The organism is Halorussus halobius (assembly GCF_004765805.1).
Lineage (GTDB): Archaea > Halobacteriota > Halobacteria > Halobacteriales > Haladaptataceae > Halorussus > Halorussus halobius.
Genome location: NZ_SBIU01000003.1, coordinates 120,657 through 138,556 on the forward strand (window position 1 = coordinate 120,657; position 17,900 = coordinate 138,556).

Here is a 17,900-nt window from a genome sequence, read left to right on the forward strand (position 1 = left end):
CCGAGCCATTTCAACCCTCGGGTTCGTGTGTATTCTCTCGCCCCCTACACCGAACTTATGCAAATTCGTGCATTACTCTTGCTGGAGGTCCATCTCGCGGGTCGTCACCGAAACGACGCAGGAGCGCGTCTGCCCCGAAAATTCGACGGTCACTCCGACGCGCTCGGGTGCGACCCGTTTCACGCGCTCGTAGGAGACGGTCGGTTCCGAGACGAGGTCGCCCTCGCGGTCCGACATCGTCTGGTGGACGACCAAGACGGCCATCTCGCCGTCCGCTTTCGTGACGCCGGCCGAGACGCCGTCTGTCTCGCCGTCGAGTCGGTCGGCCATCACCTCGTTGACGCGGTCGGCCGCGACGCTGGCGCACTCGGTCTCGGCCCACTCGTCGAACGGGACGGTCTCGTAGACCGGTTCGCGCTCGGGCGGGGAATCGTCGCCGGAGTCCGTGCTCCGATACGCCGCGACGTACCGGACGGTGTCGTTCTCCGGAACGTACTCGACCTCGTCGCGCTCGACCGTGGCCGTCGCGTTCACCGTCGCGGGGTAGTCCGACGCGTCGGTCGTCGAGCGGGTCGAGGCTTCGGTCGTCGTCCGCGTTCGTCGGTCGGTCGGCTCGGGGGCGTCTGTCGAGGGCGGGTCGGCCGAAGGGTCCTCGGGGAACGCGCCGAGGCAGCCCGCCAGCGACGCGGCGACGCTACCGGCGGCTGCGAGGAGGCGGCGACGGGGACCGTTCACACCGAGCATCTTCGTCAGACGAAGAATAAGTTTTGTGGAGGGTTCGCGCCCGCGTTACGCCGTCCCTACTCGTACAGCGGGGTTGTCTCCCACGGCGCGTGTCCGTCCTCAGCGACTCGGCTTTCGCGTCCTCGTCGTTGAAAGCCACCTATCGTGGCTGTTTTCGTCACCGGAGCGGTGGGACGATAAGACCTAATAGCTTCTAATACAAATGAATACTACAAATGCCTATCTCCAAGGACGAATTTCGGACGCTCGACGACGACACCTCGCTTCCCGACCTCTCGCCGGACACCACGCAGGGGACGGTGTACCGATTCCTCCTCCGGCACGCCGACCAAGCGTTCCGCCAGCGCGAGATCGTCGCTGGCGCTGACGTCCCGGAGGGGAGCGTCGGTCCGACACTCCATCGACTCGAACAGCACCGTCTCGTCGAGCACCGGGGCCGGTTCTGGACGGTCGCTGACGCCGAACACGCTGTCGCCGCCGCTGGACTTCACAGTGGCGTGGCCGCCGACGCCGTCGACGATGGATTCTCCGACGACGCTATCGACGACTGGATGGAGACGGCGGTCGAACCCATCGAACGGGACGACCGCGCCGAAGACGGGGCGTGACGCCGGATGACGGACCGAGGCACCGTCGTCTGGGCACCGGACCCGTTCAAGTCGGACGAATCGAACCCTCGCCCGTGGCTGATAGTCTCCGACGAACGGATGCCGTACCCGGAAGCCGAGTCGATTGCCGTCGCGTTCACGACCCAGTCTCACCATCCCGGAAGCCTCGTGGTTCCGAGCGACGCTTGGATTCGCGGCGAACCCGCGCGACGGAGTTACGTTCTGCCGTGGACGGTGACGACGCTAAAAGACGACCTTCACGTCGTCGGTACGCAGGGGTCCATCACGGACGAGTTCACCGATGAGATTACTGCGGCCACGATTTCCTATCTGGACGACGCTTCGGCGGCGAAAACGAAGTAGCGCGGGACTAGGGCGAGACGGTCGTCGTCACTCGTACAGCGGGTTGGCCTCGCAGAGTTCCTGGACCTGCTCGGCGACCTCGCCCATCACGTCGTCGTCGTCGACGTTGTCGACCACCTCGGCGATGAGGTCGGCGACGTACCGACAGTCGTCCTCGTCGAACCCGCGCGTCGTCAGCGCCGGCGTGCCCGCGCGGATGCCGCTGGTGACGAACGGCGACCGGGTCTCGCCCGGCACGGTGTTGGCGTTCAGCACGATTCCCACGTCTTCGAGCGCCTCCTCGGCGTCCTTGCCGGTCACGTCCTCGTGGGACTCCCGGAGGTCGACCAGCACGAGGTGGGTGTCGGTGCCCTCGGAGACGAGTCCGAACCCGTGTTCCTGCAGGCGCTCGCCCAGCGCCTCGGCGTTGGCGACGGTCTGCTCGGCGTAGTCCTCGAATTCGGGGTCGAGAGCTTCCCTGAACCCGACCGCCTTGCCCGCGACGTTGTGCATCAGCGGGCCGCCCTGCATGCCGGGGATGACCGCCGAATCGACGTCGTCGGCGTACGCCTCGTCGCACATCACGATGCCGCCCCGACCCGCCCGGATGGTCTTGTGGGTCGAGCCGGTCACGAAGTCGGCGACCCCGACCGGCGAGGGGTGGACGCCGGCCGCGACGAGGCCGGTGATGTGGGCGATGTCCGCGAGGTGGTAGGCGTCGGCCGCGTCGGCGGCGTCCTGAATCCGCTCCCACTCGACTTCGCGGGGGTACGCCGAGTAGCCCGAGACCACGATGTCGGGGTCGAATTCCTCGGCGTGTTCGCGCAGCGCCTCGTAGTCGAGATAGCCCGTCTCGGGGTCGACCTCGTACTGCTCGACCTCGTAGAGCTGCCCGGTGAAGTTGGCGTGGTGGCCGTGGCTGAGGTGGCCGCCGTGGTTGAGGTCCAGCGACAGAATCCTGTCGCCGGGGTCGAGCATGGCGAAGTACACCGCCATGTTGGCCTGCGTTCCCGAGTGCGGTTGGACGTTGACGTGGTCGGCACCCCACAGCTCTTTGGCGCGCTCGATTGCGAGTTCCTCGACGGTGTCGACGTGTTCACAGCCGCCGTAGTAGCGCGCGCCCGGATAGCCCTCGGCGTACTTGTTGGTGAGGACGCTTCCCTGCGCCTCCATGACCGCTTCGCTGACGTGGTTCTCGCTGGCGATCATCTCCAGAGTCTCGCGCTGGCGGTCGCGCTCGGCTTCGAGAGCGTCTGCGACGTCGGGGTCGGACTCGCGGACGCGGTCGTAGTCCATGCCGGGAAATCGGCCCGCCCGGCGTATAAGCTTACCTTTCCCGGCTCTAACGGCGTCGACAGGAATATAAGCTCCCAGTGAGACACGTTGTACGACACCGACATGATAGCGTGGGAGGCGACCGAGGGCGGGTTGCGCGTGTTCGACCGGACCAAGACCGAGGTCTCAATCGAGGCCGACGACTGGACGACCGCCGACGCGAGCTACGAGGTCGACCGGCCGCTGGACGAGACGGTGTCGGGCTACGTTTCGGAGCTCCGGCTCCCGGCCGCGCTCGTGAAGGTACAGGACCTCGCTTCCGGCGAGGAGTACGAACACGGGAGCGACGCGGGCACGCTCGAACTCGACGACGGGGAGTACCTGTTCAACGTCAGCCTCAACATCAAGACCTACCTCCGGTTCGCCGGGTCGGCCGACGTGTGGATGACCGACGACTTCAACACGCTCCACGTCTCCTTTCGCGAATCCACGCTCGTAACCTTTGGATTCAGGAGCCATCAGGAGGTGCCCGTCGACACCGTGACGGTGCCACCGACGCCCGCGGGCGTCGCGACGGCGGTGACCTACGCCTCCGCCTCGCACAAGGTGACGGGACCCGACCGGTCGTATCCCAACCTCCGGGGCCATCCCCCGCGGGTCGAGCTGGGTCCGGAGCGGGCGATTCCCGACCCCGTCCGGGAAGAACGGTCGGACGTGGGCATCGAGTTGGTCGTCCCCGACCGGTTCGAGTACGTCTTCGTCGCCGCCCCGCTGGCGTACTACCTGCAGGCCGAACTGTCCGTCGAGCGCCGGGAGTCGGCGACGCTTCGCGCGCCCGAGGCGGGCGTCGACCACGAGTTCGGTCCGCTGCCCGGGTTCCAACACGAGGTCGCGGACGTCCTCCGTCGCGTGTTCTTCCTCGATTGTCTGGTCCGGAACGGCGGGGCGTACAGCTGGGAGCTGGCGGAGCTGTCGCTGCTCGACGAGGTCGGCCTCGACGCCGAGAGCGTCTACGACTCCGAGCCGGCCGAACAGCTCGCGACCTACCTGGACGCGCCGTACGGGCGGATAGACGACGAACTTCCCGAGTGGCACCTCGCGATGCACGTCGACCCGGTTCCGGACAACGTCGAGTCGCTCCCGTACTTCCTCGACAACCTCAGCCTCGTCTATCTCCCGGAGTCGACGGACCTCGAGAAAGAGGAGTTGCTGAACAAGTCCATCGACGACTTCTACCGGGGCGGCGTCGGGCCGCGACCGCAACGGGCTACCCCCGGCGGAATGGCGCGAAACGGCCCGGGACCGGTCGAGTCCGTCGACAGGCGCGACCCCATCCTCCACGAGGGGCAGGTCAACGGATGGCTCGCGGACGGCGTTCCCATCGACGTGTTCAAGGTCGTCCCCGAAGCGTACGAGAACCGGTTCGAGTACCTCGACCAGAGCGAGGGGGACATCGACGTGACGGTCATCCTCAACGACGCGGAGATGGCCGACGAACACAGGTCCGTCGCCAAAATCTACGAGGAACGCGCAGAACAACTCCCCATCGAAGTGACAGTCCACGAGCAGTTGCGGACCGACGAACTCGCCGCAGTGCTGGAATCCCCGCACGACTTCGTGCACTACATCGGTCACTGCGAGACCGACGGCCTGCGCTGTACGAACGGGAACCTCGCGGTCTCGGACATCGCGGAGAGCAACGTCCAGACGTTCTTCCTGAACGCGTGCGGGTCGTACTACGAGGGGCGGAACCTCGTCGAGAAGGGGAGCGTCGCGGGCGCAGTGACGTTCACCAAGGTTCTGAACAAGCAGGCCGCGAAAGTGGGCGTGGCGTTCGCCCGACTGCTGATTAACGGCTTTAACATCGACCTCGCCCTTCGCTTCGCGCGCCGTCGCATCATGATGGGCAAAGACTACTCGGTCGTCGGTGACGGGACTCACACCCTCACGCAGACGGACAACCGATTTCCGGTGTTGCTAACCGTCGAAGAAATCGGCGAGGAGACCTACGAGATGATGCATCGACAGATGTCTATCGACACCAACGGGTCGGTCTACCAGATTTACCACGACGACCACGACGAATACCACCTTCACAGCACGGAAGTCGAACTAACCTTCGACCGGTCCGACCTGCTCGAATTTCTGGACAGGGCAAAAGCGCCCGTCATCTACGACGGAGGCCTCCACTGGTCCGACGAATTGAAAGGAATTCTGTAGTACTACGGGCCGGTCGTCGCACCCGATGCGTCGTGAACCCCGATGTCCACCAGAATCGAACCGCTCATCAGCACGAAGTACGCCGCAGTCATCGCACGCGGACGCTCAGCGAACCACTGTCGGATTTTGCCTCGCATGACTTGTCCCATGGTACTACCTCGCAATACTTGAATATTCCGCATCCACCAGATATTGTAATTGACATGTTGTTTCCGGAAATGCTTCGTTGAAGTTGATTGTCTCGTGCGCGACCAGACGTCAGGGCTTCCAACTCCAGGGAATCCGGGCCGTACACCGCGAACTAGATGGTGATTCGAGTTGCAGTCCCCGTTCGGATTAGAATCACGAGCCACCCCATCGAATCATGTGCATAATCCGCGATTCCCCTCTGTTACTAACGTTAAAATTAAGTAGGGGTAAAACGTTTGTGGGTACATGGAGACCGAATCGAATTTACTGAATCAGGAAATCGCCGAAATACTCCGGACCGTCATCGACGGCGCGCCGGACGAAATGCTCGTAGTCAATCCCTCCGCGGACGCGATCGAGGAGCTCATCGACGTCGCCACGGAGTACGAAGGCGAACTCCCGACGTTCCGGATGCTCGCGGAGTCGGAGACGCTGAAGGACGTGATGGAGGACTTCATCGTCGCCAGTAACGCTGCCGACCTCATCGACGCGGACGCGTTGGCGCTACGTACCATCGACGAGGCCCCGAGCAACTCACTGCTGGTGACCGAGGACGTCGTCATCGCGCTGGTGACCGCGGACGACCGCGTGGGCGGGCTCACTGCCGACGACGAGACGTTCGTGGGCGAGGCGTACGACTACTACGCCGACCAGTTCGAGTCGGCCGACGAGTTCTCGCTCCGGACCCCGCCGCTCACACGCGTCCGAGACACCCTGAGCGACGAGATCAGCGCGGACGCCCAGCAGGACTTCGACGAGGTGCTGTCCTCGATGGAGACCGCACGCGGGGACGGCAACGGGCTCGACGAGGTGACCATCAGCCTGCTCGTCGCGGCGAAGAACGAGGCGCTGCTGTACGACATCAGCAAGTGGGGCGAGGACGTCGGCATCGCCAGCAAGGCGACCTTCTCGCGCACGAAGACCAAGCTGGAAGACATGGGCCTCATCGGGACCGAGAAGGTCCCCATCGACGTCGGTCGTCCGCGCCTGCGCCTCAAGCTGGCCAACGACGACCTCCGCAGCGCCGACACCGACCAGCTCGCGGGCGTCGCCCAGAGCCTCCTGCACTGAGCCGCCGACCCAATCGTTCTTTCGAGCGGTAGTCGTCGAGCGATAGCACCGCACTTTTGCTCCCCGCCTGCGACCGTCGAGCCATGAGTACGCCCACAGTCGGACTCGTCGGGTCGGGACCGGGGGTCGACGCGGTCGAGGCGGCGCTCGGCGACGTCGCCGCCGAGACCGTCGCGTCCGACCCCGAACGCGTCGGCGTCGCGGACTTCGCGGTCGTCGTCGCCGACGCCGGCGCGGCGGCGTTCGCCACGGCGAACGCCGCCACAATCGAGGGTGGAGTTCCGTGGCTCGCGGTCGAACTCGGGGGCGTCGGCGGCCAGACGCTCCCGGAGGTCGAGGCCGCCGTGTCGGGATTCGCTCCCGGGACCGCCTGCTACGATTGCCTCCGGGCGCGGGTTCGCGCGAATCTGGACCACGAAGACGGCGAACTGGAAGGCGACGCCGAACCGGGGTCCGGTCGGGCGGTCCAGCGGTTCGCAGGCGCGCTCGCCGGACGCGAGGCTGCCGAACTGCTCGCCGGCGGCGAATCGTCGGCTCTGGGCGGCGTGATCGAGGTGCCCCACGCCGAACGGAGCCTCCGGCCAGTACCCGGCTGTCCGACCTGCGACGACGAGGAGGGGCCGGCCGGTCACGACCGCGCCCCGTCGCTCGACCGCGAATACGCCGACGTCGACCTCGACGACGCGCTCGCGCGAGCCGAGCAGGCCGTCGACGAGCGCGTCGGTCCGGTCTCGACCGTCGGCGAGGCTGAGTCGTTCCCCGTCCCGTACTACCTCGCGACGCTGGCGGACACCGAGGGCTTCAGCGACGCCGCGGCTGCCGAGCAGGCGGCCGGAGTCGCGGTCGATTGGAACGAGGCGCTGATGAAGGCGCTCGGGGAGGGCCTGGAGCGGTACGCCGCCGGCGTCTATCGGGAGTCGACGTTCCGGACCGCTCGGGTGGCCGACCTCGACGCGGCGGTCCCGCCGGGTGGGTTCGTCGTGCCGGACGACTGGTCGACGCCCGGGCCGGACGAGCCGCTGGCGTGGGTCGACGGCGAGGACCTGCGGACGGGCGAGTCGGTTCACTTGCCGGCGGAGTTCGTCCACTTCCCGCCGCCCGACGTTCGTCACAAGCCCTCGATCACGACCGGGTTGGGTCTGGGCAACTCGACGGTCGAGGCGTTGCTGTCCGGGCTGTACGAGGTGCTCGAGCGCGACGCCACGATGCTGGCGTGGTACTCGACGTTCGCGCCGCTGGAGCTGTCGGTCGAGAGCGGCCGATTCGAAGCGCTGCGAGCGCGTTCGCGAGCACTGGACCTCGACGTGACAGCCCTGCTGGTGACCCAGGACGTGGACGTGCCGGTGGTCGCCACAGCGGTCCACCGCGAGACGGACTGGCCGAAGTTCGCCGTCGGCTCGGCCGCCGACCTCGACCCGGACGCCGCAGCCGCGTCGGCGTTGGCGGAGGCGCTCCAGAACTGGATGGAACTCCGGTCGATGGGCGAGGCCGACGCCGCCGACGCCGACGGCGCTATCGGACGGTACGCCGACTTCCCGGACCCGGCTCGGGCGTTCGTCGACGCCGAGACGACGGTGCCGAGCGCGAGCGTCGGACCGACCGACCCGCCCGTCGGCGCGGCCGAGCTCGATGCCGTCCTCGCCCGACTCGCCGACGTCGACCTCTCGGCGTACGCCGCGCGGCTCACGCCCCGCGACGTGGCCGAACTCGGCTTCGAGGCGGTCCGAGTAGTGGTACCGGCGGCCCAACCCCTGTTCACGGGCGAATCGTTCTTCGGAACGCGTGCTCGCGGGGTGCCCTCCGAACTCGGGTTCGAGTTCCGGCCCGACAGCGACCACCATCCCTACCCGTAGACGCGCTCGCGTCCGGCGGTCGACGATGTCGAGGACGGGGCGGGTGTAGCTGACAGGCGGCGCGCGTGAGGGTCGACGCGTCTCGCGGCGTCGCCCCGAGACCGCTCGCGTCGCGGAGCGACCCGCAGCCGGAACGCCGCGCGCCGCGCGACCGCGAACGCGTCCCGGCCCGACTCAGAGCACGGGCCGGTTTCGGCCCTTCCTCGTATTTGAACCTTCGTGAGCGCGCAGCATAGCGCCGCCGCGTGGCGGGCGGGGGTTGCTGTCGAACCCCGTCGTTCCTGTTACCGCATGACGGGAATCGACGCTCTCTCGGGGTCCGACGGCCCCCGTCGCGGTGGCCGTCGATAATCCCGGAGTACGATCTGTCGTGTGCGAACTGCGGCAGGTCGCTCGAGCGTCGGGACGTGGCTCCGGAATCGCCGGGAGTCTCGGCGAGTGCGCCGGTCGAGGTCGCCGAGTGTCGGAACTGTGGCAACCGGTACGTGTCCGAGACCACCGTGGACCGTCTCGACGCGGGCGGTCCCGGGCGAGGCGTCTAGACCCCGAACGTCGCCCGGAGCATGTCCCGCGTGCCGGGACCGAGTCCCACCGCGACGATGGCTACGAGCAGCAGGACGGCGTAACGCGGGCTCTCCTCGAATATCCGCTCGTCGAACACCCAGATCACGAACACCGCCGCGAGGACCTTCACGACGAGGAACGGCCACGCCGTCCCGATGAAGTGCTGGACCGCCTCGGGGAACTGCTCGCCGACGCCGATGAGCGCCGCGTTGACGGGGTGTTTCGGCACGAGGTCGGCGGGCAGACCGAGTTCCTTCGCCCAGTCGATGCCGACGACGTTGGCCACGCCGTCGACCGAGTGAGCCCACAGCACGACGATACCCATCCGCCCGGTCCCCGCGTTGATCTCGGGCGCGAATCGCTCGACGGCGGTCCACGCCAGCCACGTCACGAGCGTCGCCCCGGCGAGGACGACGATAGTGATCTGGGGATAGAAGTCGACGTAGGTCGTGGTGGCCGCGAGGACCCCGAGGTAGCCGACGGTGACCGCGAGCAGGGCGGTGCCGACCCCCGCGAGCGGATAGCCGTACTCGGAGGCGGCGTCGCGGCCGGCCAGCCAGACGCTGACCACCAGCGTCACGAGCGCCACCGCGAACATCGTGAAGTAGATGACGGGGCTGATGATGAGCGTGTTCCACGGGAACGAGACGACCGTCTCGCTGGGGTCGAGCCCGTCGAACGCGTCCTCGACGACCCGGAGCGCGCCGCCGAGGAACATGAACGGGAACAGCGCGTAGAACATGCTACGCTCCCCGCCGACGTCGAGTCGCCGGAGCAGGAACACCAGTCCGACCAGCGCCAGCAGCATCGTGAGCGCGTAACCCACCTCCGAGACCAGCGTGTACCCCGGATAGGCGACGGGCTCGGCCGCCGCGGTGCAGGCCGCAGCGTCGTAGAGGAGCCTCACCGACCCGTCGGCGTAGGCAGCACACGTCGCGCTCTGGGCGTCGGCGACCACCGGGCCCCAGAAGTAGTGCCAGACGAAGCCGTAGTAGACGCGTTCGGGGAAGACGAGCGCGCCACCGACGAGGGCGACCGCGAGTACCGCGACCACGCCGCCCCAGAGTCGTTCGGTGTCGAACTCCTCGATTGCAGTGGCCATGTAAGCCAAGGGGGAACCGGGCTGTTTTACGGTTCCGGTCTCGCGCGGGCCGGACCGCCCTCGCGGCGACGATTCGGACCTGGACTACTCCCCGTCGGGCGCGATGGGCAACTCTTCGGTCTCGTAGGGCGTGCCGAGAACGACCATGGTCTGCGAGCGGGCGAACCCCTCCATCTGGGCGACGTTCTCGAACATGAGCTCCCGGAGTCGGTCGGCGTCCTCGGCGTACACCCGCACCAGAACGTCCCACGAGCCCGTGGTGAGGTGTATCTGCTGGACCCCCGGGATGTCTTCGAGTCGGCCGAGCGTGTCCTGTTCCTGGCCCTGTTCGACCTGCAGGCCCACGACCGCAGAGATGCCGTAGTCGAGCGCCTTGGGGTCGACCTTCGCGTGGTACCCCTCGATGACCCCCGCCTCTTCCATCCGATTCACGCGGTCGTGGACCGTGGCGCTGGACATGTCGATTCGGCGCGCGATCTCGCTGAACGGCGTTCTCGCGTCTTCCTGAAGTGCTTCGAGTATCGCTCGGTCGGTATCGTCGAGTTCCATACCCCACACCAGATTCTTTCAGGCTATATATTCTTACAATTCGTCTCGCCGGGCGCGAGTTATCCTGTGCTCACGTCGGCAACACGTTCGGCTCACGCCACCGGGTCGAGGGTAGCCAGGAGTTCGTCGTGGGCCTCCCCGTTCGAGGCGACGAGGCTCCCGCTGTCGTGTCGCCACGGGTCGCCGTGTCGGTCGGTCACCGTCCCGCCGGCCCGCCGGACCATGTGGACGCCCGCCACGGTGTCCCACGGGTTGGGGTCGACGTTCGTCACCGCTCCCTCCAAGGACCCCGCCGCCACCAGGGCGAGGGTCACCTGTGCCGAGCCGAACCGGCGCACGTCGGCGAACCGCTCGACCAGTTCCCGACAGACGGCGGCGTACTCGTCCCGACGGTCGAAGTCCCACCAGATAGTCGGGGTGACGGCAAACGTCGCGGGGTCGGTCTTCTCGCTGACCGACACCGGCTCGCCGTTCCGGGTGACCTCGTCGGAACCGGCGACGAAGGTGTCTCCCAGCGCGGGGCAGTCGTTGACCGCCGCGACCGGCTCGCCGTCGCGGACCGCCGCCACGCTGGTCGCCCAGACCGGAATCGAGCGGACGTAGTTGTTGGTGCCGTCGATGGGGTCGACGACCCACGCGTCGCCCTCGTCGGGCACCGTCTTGCGTTCGTCCTCCTCCTCGCCCACGATTACGTCGTCGAACTCCTCGCGGACGACCTCGATGACCCGGCGCTGAGCCGCGCGGTCGGCCTCGGTCACCACGTCGGTCTCGCCCGATTTGGTCTCGACGTCGATGTCCCGTCGAAAGCTCCGTGCCGCGACCTCGCTGCCGGCGCGCGCGGCGCGCTCGGCGACTGCGAGGCGGCGGTCGGCGTCGTCGCTCACGCTTTCGTGGTCGAACCTGCCGGGAAAAGCGTTGTCGGTTCGGAAGCGCAGGGATTAAATCCGGAACGACGCTACGACCCGACGCGTGCGAGGGTAGCCAAGCAGGCCAACGGCGGCGGACTCAAGATCCGCTCCCGTAGGGGTCCAAGGGTTCAAATCCCTTCCCTCGCATGTCTGCGCGCGAACGAACGTGAGCGCGACTGCGTGACGGACGGATTCGAACGAGGCGGGACGCAGCCCGGACCGGCCCGCAGGGCCGCACGCCCGGACCGTCCCGACGTTGTTCAAATCCCTTCCCTCGCATGTCTGCGCGCGAACGGACGTGAGCGCGCGACTGCAGGAAGACCGCTTCGGAGCGATCTTCCCTCGCAAACTTCTGACCCGAGAACGCGACCTGACAGCCCCGGCTACGCGAACAATCGCGCCGGTTCGGCGTCGCGCGCGTCGAAGTAGTCGTCGAGGACCAGCTTCCGGTTCCGAATCTCCTCGGGGGCGTGCGAGTCCGACCCGGCGACGAATGCGACGCCGCGCTCGCGCAGGGCCGCCCGAAAGTCGGGTGCGGGGTGGAACTGGCCGTACTCGCGGCGCACGCGCCCGGCGTTGAGTTCGGGAATCGTCCGCGAGCGCCGGAAGGCGTCGGCGACCATCGCGTGGTGGTCGGTCGTGGTGTACCCCCGGAGCGGTGGCGTGCGCTCGGGCAGGTCGACGTGGGCCGCGATGGCGAACAGTTCCGAGTCCACGAGGTCCGCGAGCGCCTCGTAGTAGTCGTCGACGAAGGCGCGACGCTCGGCGTCGGACCAGTCCGCGAACGGCGTGGTGCTCTGGACGTTGACGCGGTCGACGCGGTGGACGCTCCCGATGGCGTAGTCGAAGTCGGCCTCGTCGAGGAACGCCGCTATCTCGGCCTCGTCGCCAGGCGCGTAGTCCAGTTCCACCGCGTCGAGGATGCGGAGGTCCGACCGCTCGCGCAGCGACTCGATGGCCTCCCGGCGGAGCGGATACGACCGGTCGAGGTTGATGCCGATCTCGCGCTTGGCTCGTCGGAGGTCCTCGTCGTCGGCGACGTTGCAGTGGTCGGCGAACCCGACCGCCTCCAGCCCCGCCGCCTCGGCGGCCGCGACCATCCGGGTCAGACGGTCGCCGTCCGAGTAGTTCGAGTGGACGTGGTAGTCGCGGGTGACGGGCCGACTGGCAGTCACTGCTGTTGGTCCTCGACCCGGACGAACGTCCGGTACTTCAGGTCGTCCTCCCGGAGCTCTTCGAGGATGCGCTCGACAAGCACCTCCGAGGGGTCGTGGAGGCCCGACACCCGGTCTTCGAGGTCACCGAAGCTCTCGAAGGGCTTGCGCTTTCGCTGCTCCAGCACGTTGTTCCGGAGTTTCTTGCCGATGCCCGGCAGGAGGTTGAGCTGGTGGAGCCGCAGCGTGATGGGCTGGGCGTCGTTGTAGAAGTCCACGAACCGCTGTTCGTCGGACCCAACCACGTCGCGGACGGCGTGTTCGAGTTCCGACTGGGCCGCCCCCGAGAGGTCCTCGTACTCGACCTCGCGGACGCTGGCCACGGCGTCGCTCGACCGGTCGGCGTCGAACCGGTCGGTGATGGTGAGGTTCACGTCCTCCTCGAGGGTGACCTCGAACAGCCGGAACTCCTCGACGCCGAGCGCGTACGCGACCGGCTGCTTGCGGTGCTGTGGCCTGTCGTCGTCGGCCCGACCGCGCGGGAGGAAGTCCAGGACGACCGCGGGAACCTGTTGCTCCGTCTGGTTCTGTTCGCTCATTGTCACAGGATACGCCGACGAGACACTTAAAGAGTTGGTGGGTTCAGACGTACTTCGCCACGACGTTCAGGATGTCGTCGAGTTCCTCGCCCGAGAGGGTGTATCGCTCCTGGGCGTACACCGCACGGAGCTCGTCGCGGTCCTGCGGGAGTACGTCGGCGATCTTGTACGCCGTGGGCTCGTCGACCTTCTCCAGTTCGAGCAACTGCTCGACCAGGTCCCGGGACTCCTCGACGTCGAGCGTGGCGAACCGGTTGACGTGGTCGATGGCGCGCGCGACCTCGTAGGGCATCTCGCGGTCCTCGTCGAGGGCGCGCTCCTGCTCGACATCGGCGAGGAGTTCCTTTGCCTCGGCCGTCGTGAGGTACTCCTCGTCGAGTTTCTCCTTGAAGATGGTCATGCTATTCCTGAGCCTTCAGGTGGGCGGGGACGGTGATGACGGTCTTGTCCTTGCCCCCGTCGTTGACGCTGACCTTGTAGGCCTCTCCCTGCTTGCCGACGACCTCGCCGGTCAGGCCGCCGTATCGGGGGTGGAATCGGCCTTCCTCGACGCTGGGGTCGGTCTTGAGGTGGACCTTCTGGCCCTCCTCGAACTGCTCGACGGCGCGCTGGGGCGGCGAGGTACCGCTCTCCCGGGGACTGTTCGAGAGCTTGTCGCGGGTGCTGTGGTTGGGTCCGTTCGAACTCGGCATAGTCGTACCACTCCTTTGTTCTGTCGGCGTTATAAATGGTGCGTTCCTCGGTTCTCGGGACGCGTGTGCGGGCGGGCTCGCGTAGCCGCCCCGGGGTTGCCATCAGCCCTTTCAGCGGGACCGGCATACGGCCCCCAATGGTCGACGTACTCGGACATCTCGGGATGGCGCTGATATGGCTCGGCCCCGCGTGGTACTTCGTCGAGGACCGACAGACCGCCGCAACCTTCGTCGGCGTGGGCTTCTGGTTCGGGATGTTGCCCGACGTCGACCTCTACCTCTCGGCACTTCCCGGCATCCATCACCACGGCATCTTCCACACGGTGCTGGCGGTCACCGCGATGGCGATGGTGTTCGGGCCGCTCGTCGGGTGGGCGTTCGTGAAAATCGGCGACCGGACCGACTGGTTCTCGGACCGGGGCGTCAGAAACGCCTACGAGATGGGCGTCATCGCGGTGTGGGTCACCGGTCTCGCGCACCTGTTCGCGGACATGTTGTCGGCTCCGGACGTCTCGACCCGCATCGAACCGCTCTGGCCGCTCGTGAAGGGCCCGATAGTGTACGTGGACGCGCTCTGGTACCAGTCGTGGGTCGCGACGTGGGGGCTGTTGATACTCGGCGTCGCCGTCACCGTCGGCGCGTGGTTCTGGAAGCGGACGAGTCAGGACTCCCGGAGAGCCACCGCGACGTCGGAGTGACGCGACATCGCCGGCGGTCTCGGTCGAGTGCGCCGAAAGGACAAGAGTAACCTTCGGTCCGCCCGTTGATCGGGCCATGAGTGACGACGAGCGGTTCCGCTTCGAGACGCGCTCCATCCACGCCGGACAGGACCCCGACGCCGAGACCGGGGCGCTGATGACGCCCATCCACGCCAACTCCACCTACGAACAGGACGCGCCGGGCGACCACCGGGGGTACGAGTACTCCCGCACCGGCAACCCCACGCGCACCGACCTCGAAGCCAACGTCGCCGACCTCGAAAACGGCGAGTACGGCCGCGCCTTCTCGAGCGGGATGGGCGCGATAAACACCGTCCTCAACCTGCTCGAAGCCGGCGACCACGTCGTCGCCAGCGAGGACGTCTACGGCGGCACCCACCGCATCTTCACGCAGGTCTACGAGAAGTACGACCTCCAGTTCGACTTCGTGGACATGACCGACCTCGCCGAGACCGAGGCCGCCATGCGCGAAGCGACCGAACTCGTCTGGGTCGAGACGCCCACGAACCCCCTGCTCAACGTCGTGGACATCGCGGCCACCACCGACCTCGCCGACGAATACGGCGCGCTGTCGGTCGTGGACAACACCTTCGCCACGCCGTACCTCCAGCGCCCGCTGGACCTCGGGGCGGACGCGGTGGCCCACTCGCTCACCAAGTACATGGGCGGCCACTCCGACGTGGTCGGCGGCGCGCTCGTCACGAACGACGCCGACCTCGACGAGGAGTTCGGCTTCTACCAGAACAGCGTGGGCGCGACGCCCGGTCCCCACGAGTGTTTCCTCGTCCTCCGTGGGACCAAGACCCTCCCGGTCCGGATGGACCGCCACTGCGAGAACGCCCGCGCGCTCGCCGACTGGCTCGACGGCCACGACGCGGTCAACCGGGTGTACTACCCCGGACTCGACTCGCACCCGGACCACGACCTCGCGGCCGAGCAGATGGACGACTTCGGCGGGATGGTCAGCTTCGAACTCGACGCGAGCCTCGAAGCGACCGCCGACGTGGTCAGCGAGACGGAGGTCTTCACGCTCGCGGAGAGTCTGGGCGGGGTCGAGAGCCTCATCGAGCAACCCGCGACGATGACCCACGCCGCGATTCCGAAGGCGGAGCGCGAGGCGGCGGGGCTTCGTGACGGGCTGATTCGGGCGAGCGTCGGAATCGAACACGTCGAGGACCTGCAGGCGGACCTGGCGCAGGCGTTCGAGGCGGGACTTCGGTAGGGCTCGCGGGATGTCGAGTCGTAGCGGTCGAAACGAGCCGGCCGCAATTATTTACCTCGAAACGCACAACGTACAGCCATAATGGACGGAATCGTGAAGACCGACGGCGTGATGGGCGGTCAGCCCCGAATCGACGGACGTCGAATCTCGGTGCTCCAGATTTACGAGTGGGTCAACGAGGAGGGGATGAATCCGGAGACGGTGTCCTCGGAGTTCGACGTGGCGCTCGCCGACGTCCACCTCGCGCTGTCGTACTACTACGACAACGTCGGCGAGATGGAAGACTGGCGGGAGCGTCGGAAAGCACGCATCGAGGAGAGCGAAGACGAACAGCCGTCGCCGAAGTACGCATGAAGCTTCTCGCGGACGAGAACATCAAAACGTCCATCACGAACCTTCTCGCGCAGGAAGGCCACCCCGTCGTTCGAGTGCAGGACGTCGAACTCGGAATCGAGGACGGTAAAATAGTGGACTACTGCCGGGCCGAGCGCCGCGTACTCCTCACGAACGACGACGACTTCTTCGACTTCGATTCCCATCCGGGGGTTCTCTTCCTCGCGCATCAGACGACGCCCGCACGGGACGTCGCCAACGCGGTTCGCCACATCGAACGACAGTTCTCGACTGAAGAACTGGCAGATGCCGTCTTGCACGTCCCCGACGGATGGGTCTGATCGGGAGTTCGGCCTCGAATCGAACGAGCGTCGGTATCGAACACGTCGAGGACCACAAATCGGACCTCCGGCAGGCCATCGAGCGGTCGCTGGCGTAGCTCAACGCGGCTGGCGGGTCGCGTCGTCGAGTTCTCGGTGGGCTTCGGTGCCCCGATGGTCGTCGGCCTGGCGCTCGATGGCTCGGACCTCCTCGACCAGTTCGCCGTGGTTCCGGACGACGTCGCTGCTCGTGACCATGCCGTGGAGGTCGGCCTCCGTGTCCACCGGCAGGTGTTTCACCCCGTGTTCGTCCATGAGTTCGACGGCCCTCTCTACCGTCGTCGTCGGGTCGACCGTCACCACGGGGTGGCTCATGACGTCCGTGACGGCGACCCGGTCGAACGGTTCGTCGGTCACCACGCCCGCCTCCAGCACGTCCGACTGGGTCACGAGCCCCACCGGCGACCCCGCCTGCACGACGACGATGCTTCCGACGTCGTAATCCAGCATCCGGCTCGCCGCCTGTCTCAGGGTCGCGTCGTGTTCGATGGCGATGACCCGCTCGGTCATCAGGTCTCGTACCTGCATGCTCTCACGTGCGTCCCGGCACGTACAAAAAAACTACGTCGGGGTCTCGGCGGTGAGAACGAGGGCCCGTCCGGGTGACACCGATGTTACCTGAAGCCTATTAGCGCTCGCCACCTACCGACGTCCATGTCCGACCAGCGACGACCCGCCGACGACTACGAGATCACCGCCGACCTGCCCGACAGCGCGCTCCACACCACCGGCACCGACCACATCACGCTCATCGGGAGCAACGCCGAGGACACCATCGAGTTCTACCGGGACGTGCTCGGAATGCCTCTCGTCCTTCGCCAGCCCAACCTCGACGACCCGTCTCAGACCCACCTCTTTTTCGACTCGGGCGACGGCCGCATCGTCACGTTCTTCGTGAACGAGGACCGCGACTCGGACCCTCGACCCCAGCGCACCGGCATCGGCGCGGTCCACCACATCTCCTTCAGCATCGCGCCCGAGCGGTTCGTCGAGATAAAGGAGAGCCTCGACGACATCGGCCACGGCTACAACGAGTTCGACCGCGGCATCTTCCACTCGCTGTACACCCGCGACCACAACGGGCTGACAATCGAACTCTCGACGGACAAGTGGTCGATTCCCGACGACCGTCGGGGCGAGGTGCTGGCGACGGCCCAGCGGCTCCGCGAGGAGGAGGGCGTCGACTTCGCCGAGGAGCGCCACGTCGACGCCGCGCTGGAGGAGTTGGGCATCGACGCCGAGAAGTACGAACTCCCCGACGCGCCGACCGGCGCGGGCGTCTGAGCAGGCGGTCGCGTCGCCTCCGCGACTCGTCGCCGTTCGCGGCGGGGCGCTCGGCTGGCGCGTCTTCGAGTCGGGCCTCGACCGCCGTCGCC

The 17,900-nt window shown here is 67.0% G+C and carries 21 protein-coding genes and 1 tRNA gene; 11 read left to right on the top strand and 11 right to left on the bottom strand.

Annotation, left to right across the window (positions count from 1 at the left end; all coding sequences use genetic code 11):
* Positions 1-72 precede the first annotated feature (72 nt).
* Positions 73-735: a hypothetical protein gene (locus EPL03_RS07295; protein ID WP_135828702.1), complete on the bottom strand. Its 663-nt coding sequence runs from the start codon at positions 733-735 to the stop codon at positions 73-75.
* A gap of 224 nt (positions 736-959) precedes the next feature.
* Between EPL03_RS07295 and EPL03_RS20305 the strand changes: the two genes are divergently transcribed.
* Together EPL03_RS20305 and EPL03_RS07305 are read left to right on the top strand one after the other, a co-directional pair.
* Complete coding sequence (locus EPL03_RS20305; protein WP_210424931.1) at positions 960-1,352, top strand: MarR family transcriptional regulator; 393 nt, start codon at positions 960-962, stop codon at positions 1,350-1,352.
* Between the two features lie 6 nt (positions 1,353-1,358).
* Entirely contained in the window at positions 1,359-1,715 is a 357-nt protein-coding gene (locus EPL03_RS07305) for a type II toxin-antitoxin system PemK/MazF family toxin (protein WP_210424932.1), read from the top strand.
* Between the two features lie 27 nt (positions 1,716-1,742).
* On the opposite strand, the gene glyA is transcribed toward EPL03_RS07305, so the two are convergent.
* Positions 1,743-2,990, bottom strand: coding sequence for a serine hydroxymethyltransferase (gene glyA / locus EPL03_RS07310; protein WP_135828703.1), 1,248 nt, complete (start codon positions 2,988-2,990; stop codon positions 1,743-1,745).
* Between the two features lie 102 nt (positions 2,991-3,092).
* Between glyA and EPL03_RS07315 the strand changes: the two genes are divergently transcribed.
* Positions 3,093-5,189, top strand: coding sequence for a hypothetical protein (locus EPL03_RS07315; protein ID WP_135828704.1), 2,097 nt, complete (start codon positions 3,093-3,095; stop codon positions 5,187-5,189).
* Positions 5,190-5,191: 2 nt separating this feature from the next.
* On the opposite strand, the gene EPL03_RS20620 is transcribed toward EPL03_RS07315, so the two are convergent.
* Positions 5,192-5,326: a hypothetical protein gene (locus EPL03_RS20620; protein ID WP_280178835.1), complete on the bottom strand. Its 135-nt coding sequence runs from the start codon at positions 5,324-5,326 to the stop codon at positions 5,192-5,194.
* Between the two features lie 298 nt (positions 5,327-5,624).
* On the opposite strand from EPL03_RS20620, the gene tbsP reads away from it, so the two are divergent.
* Both tbsP and EPL03_RS07325 read left to right on the top strand, forming a co-directional pair.
* The gene (gene tbsP / locus EPL03_RS07320) at positions 5,625-6,449 is read left to right on the top strand and encodes a transcriptional regulator TbsP (protein ID WP_135828705.1); all 825 of its coding nucleotides are present in this window, start codon (positions 5,625-5,627) and stop codon (positions 6,447-6,449) included.
* 83 nt (positions 6,450-6,532) lie between these two features.
* Entirely contained in the window at positions 6,533-8,302 is a 1,770-nt protein-coding gene (locus EPL03_RS07325; RefSeq protein ID WP_135828706.1) for a YcaO-like family protein, read from the top strand.
* 538 nt (positions 8,303-8,840) lie between these two features.
* On the opposite strand, the gene EPL03_RS07335 is transcribed toward EPL03_RS07325, so the two are convergent.
* The 3 genes from EPL03_RS07335 to EPL03_RS07345 all read right to left on the bottom strand — a co-directional run bounded on the left by EPL03_RS07335 (position 8,841) and on the right by EPL03_RS07345 (position 11,401).
* Complete coding sequence (locus tag EPL03_RS07335) at positions 8,841-9,968, bottom strand: DUF63 family protein (RefSeq protein ID WP_135828707.1); 1,128 nt, start codon at positions 9,966-9,968, stop codon at positions 8,841-8,843.
* A gap of 84 nt (positions 9,969-10,052) precedes the next feature.
* Positions 10,053-10,517: an Lrp/AsnC family transcriptional regulator gene (locus EPL03_RS07340; protein WP_135828708.1), complete on the bottom strand. Its 465-nt coding sequence runs from the start codon at positions 10,515-10,517 to the stop codon at positions 10,053-10,055.
* A 92-nt stretch (positions 10,518-10,609) separates the two neighbouring features.
* Entirely contained in the window at positions 10,610-11,401 is a 792-nt protein-coding gene (locus tag EPL03_RS07345) for an inositol monophosphatase family protein (RefSeq protein WP_135828709.1), read from the bottom strand.
* An 87-nt stretch (positions 11,402-11,488) separates the two neighbouring features.
* Between EPL03_RS07345 and EPL03_RS07350 the strand changes: the two genes are divergently transcribed.
* Positions 11,489-11,572, top strand: a tRNA-Leu gene (locus EPL03_RS07350).
* A 236-nt stretch (positions 11,573-11,808) separates the two neighbouring features.
* Here the strand turns inward: EPL03_RS07350 and EPL03_RS07355 are convergent.
* From EPL03_RS07355 to EPL03_RS07370, 4 genes are read right to left on the bottom strand one after another with little or no spacing between them, the layout of a single operon-like run.
* A complete protein-coding gene (locus tag EPL03_RS07355) occupies positions 11,809-12,600 on the bottom strand; it encodes a PHP domain-containing protein (RefSeq protein ID WP_135828710.1) in 792 nt (263 codons plus the stop codon).
* Positions 12,597-13,178: a DUF655 domain-containing protein gene (locus EPL03_RS07360; RefSeq protein WP_135828711.1), complete on the bottom strand. Its 582-nt coding sequence runs from the start codon at positions 13,176-13,178 to the stop codon at positions 12,597-12,599. Before EPL03_RS07360 ends, EPL03_RS07355 begins: the two co-directional genes overlap by 4 nt.
* Positions 13,179-13,221: 43 nt before the next feature.
* Complete coding sequence (locus EPL03_RS07365) at positions 13,222-13,578, bottom strand: RNA polymerase Rpb4 family protein (RefSeq protein WP_135828712.1); 357 nt, start codon at positions 13,576-13,578, stop codon at positions 13,222-13,224.
* A 1-nt stretch (position 13,579) separates the two neighbouring features.
* Positions 13,580-13,870: a 50S ribosomal protein L21e gene (locus tag EPL03_RS07370; protein ID WP_135828713.1), complete on the bottom strand. Its 291-nt coding sequence runs from the start codon at positions 13,868-13,870 to the stop codon at positions 13,580-13,582.
* Between the two features lie 137 nt (positions 13,871-14,007).
* Here EPL03_RS07370 and EPL03_RS07375 point away from each other — a divergent pair, with 137 nt between their 5' ends.
* From EPL03_RS07375 to EPL03_RS07390, 4 genes are all read left to right on the top strand, one after another.
* The gene (locus EPL03_RS07375) at positions 14,008-14,568 is read left to right on the top strand and encodes a metal-dependent hydrolase (protein WP_135828714.1); all 561 of its coding nucleotides are present in this window, start codon (positions 14,008-14,010) and stop codon (positions 14,566-14,568) included.
* 76 nt (positions 14,569-14,644) lie between these two features.
* Entirely contained in the window at positions 14,645-15,811 is a 1,167-nt protein-coding gene (locus EPL03_RS07380) for a cystathionine gamma-synthase (protein WP_135828715.1), read from the top strand.
* Between the two features lie 81 nt (positions 15,812-15,892).
* Positions 15,893-16,165 (top strand): DUF433 domain-containing protein, encoded by a 273-nt coding sequence (locus EPL03_RS07385; protein WP_135828716.1) that lies wholly within the window; start codon positions 15,893-15,895, stop codon positions 16,163-16,165.
* The gene (locus tag EPL03_RS07390; protein WP_135828717.1) at positions 16,162-16,485 is read left to right on the top strand and encodes a DUF5615 family PIN-like protein; all 324 of its coding nucleotides are present in this window, start codon (positions 16,162-16,164) and stop codon (positions 16,483-16,485) included. The genes EPL03_RS07385 and EPL03_RS07390 overlap by 4 nt, the downstream gene beginning before the upstream one ends.
* Before the next feature lie 99 nt (positions 16,486-16,584).
* Here the strand turns inward: EPL03_RS07390 and EPL03_RS07395 are convergent, their stop codons facing one another.
* A complete protein-coding gene (locus EPL03_RS07395) occupies positions 16,585-17,052 on the bottom strand; it encodes a CBS domain-containing protein (RefSeq protein WP_135828718.1) in 468 nt (155 codons plus the stop codon).
* A 126-nt stretch (positions 17,053-17,178) separates the two neighbouring features.
* Between EPL03_RS07395 and EPL03_RS07400 the strand changes: the two genes are divergently transcribed.
* Positions 17,179-17,808 carry a VOC family protein gene (locus EPL03_RS07400; protein ID WP_135828719.1) on the top strand — a complete coding sequence of 210 codons (630 nt, stop codon included), beginning with the start codon at positions 17,179-17,181 and terminating at the stop codon, positions 17,806-17,808.
* Positions 17,809-17,900 lie beyond the last annotated feature (92 nt).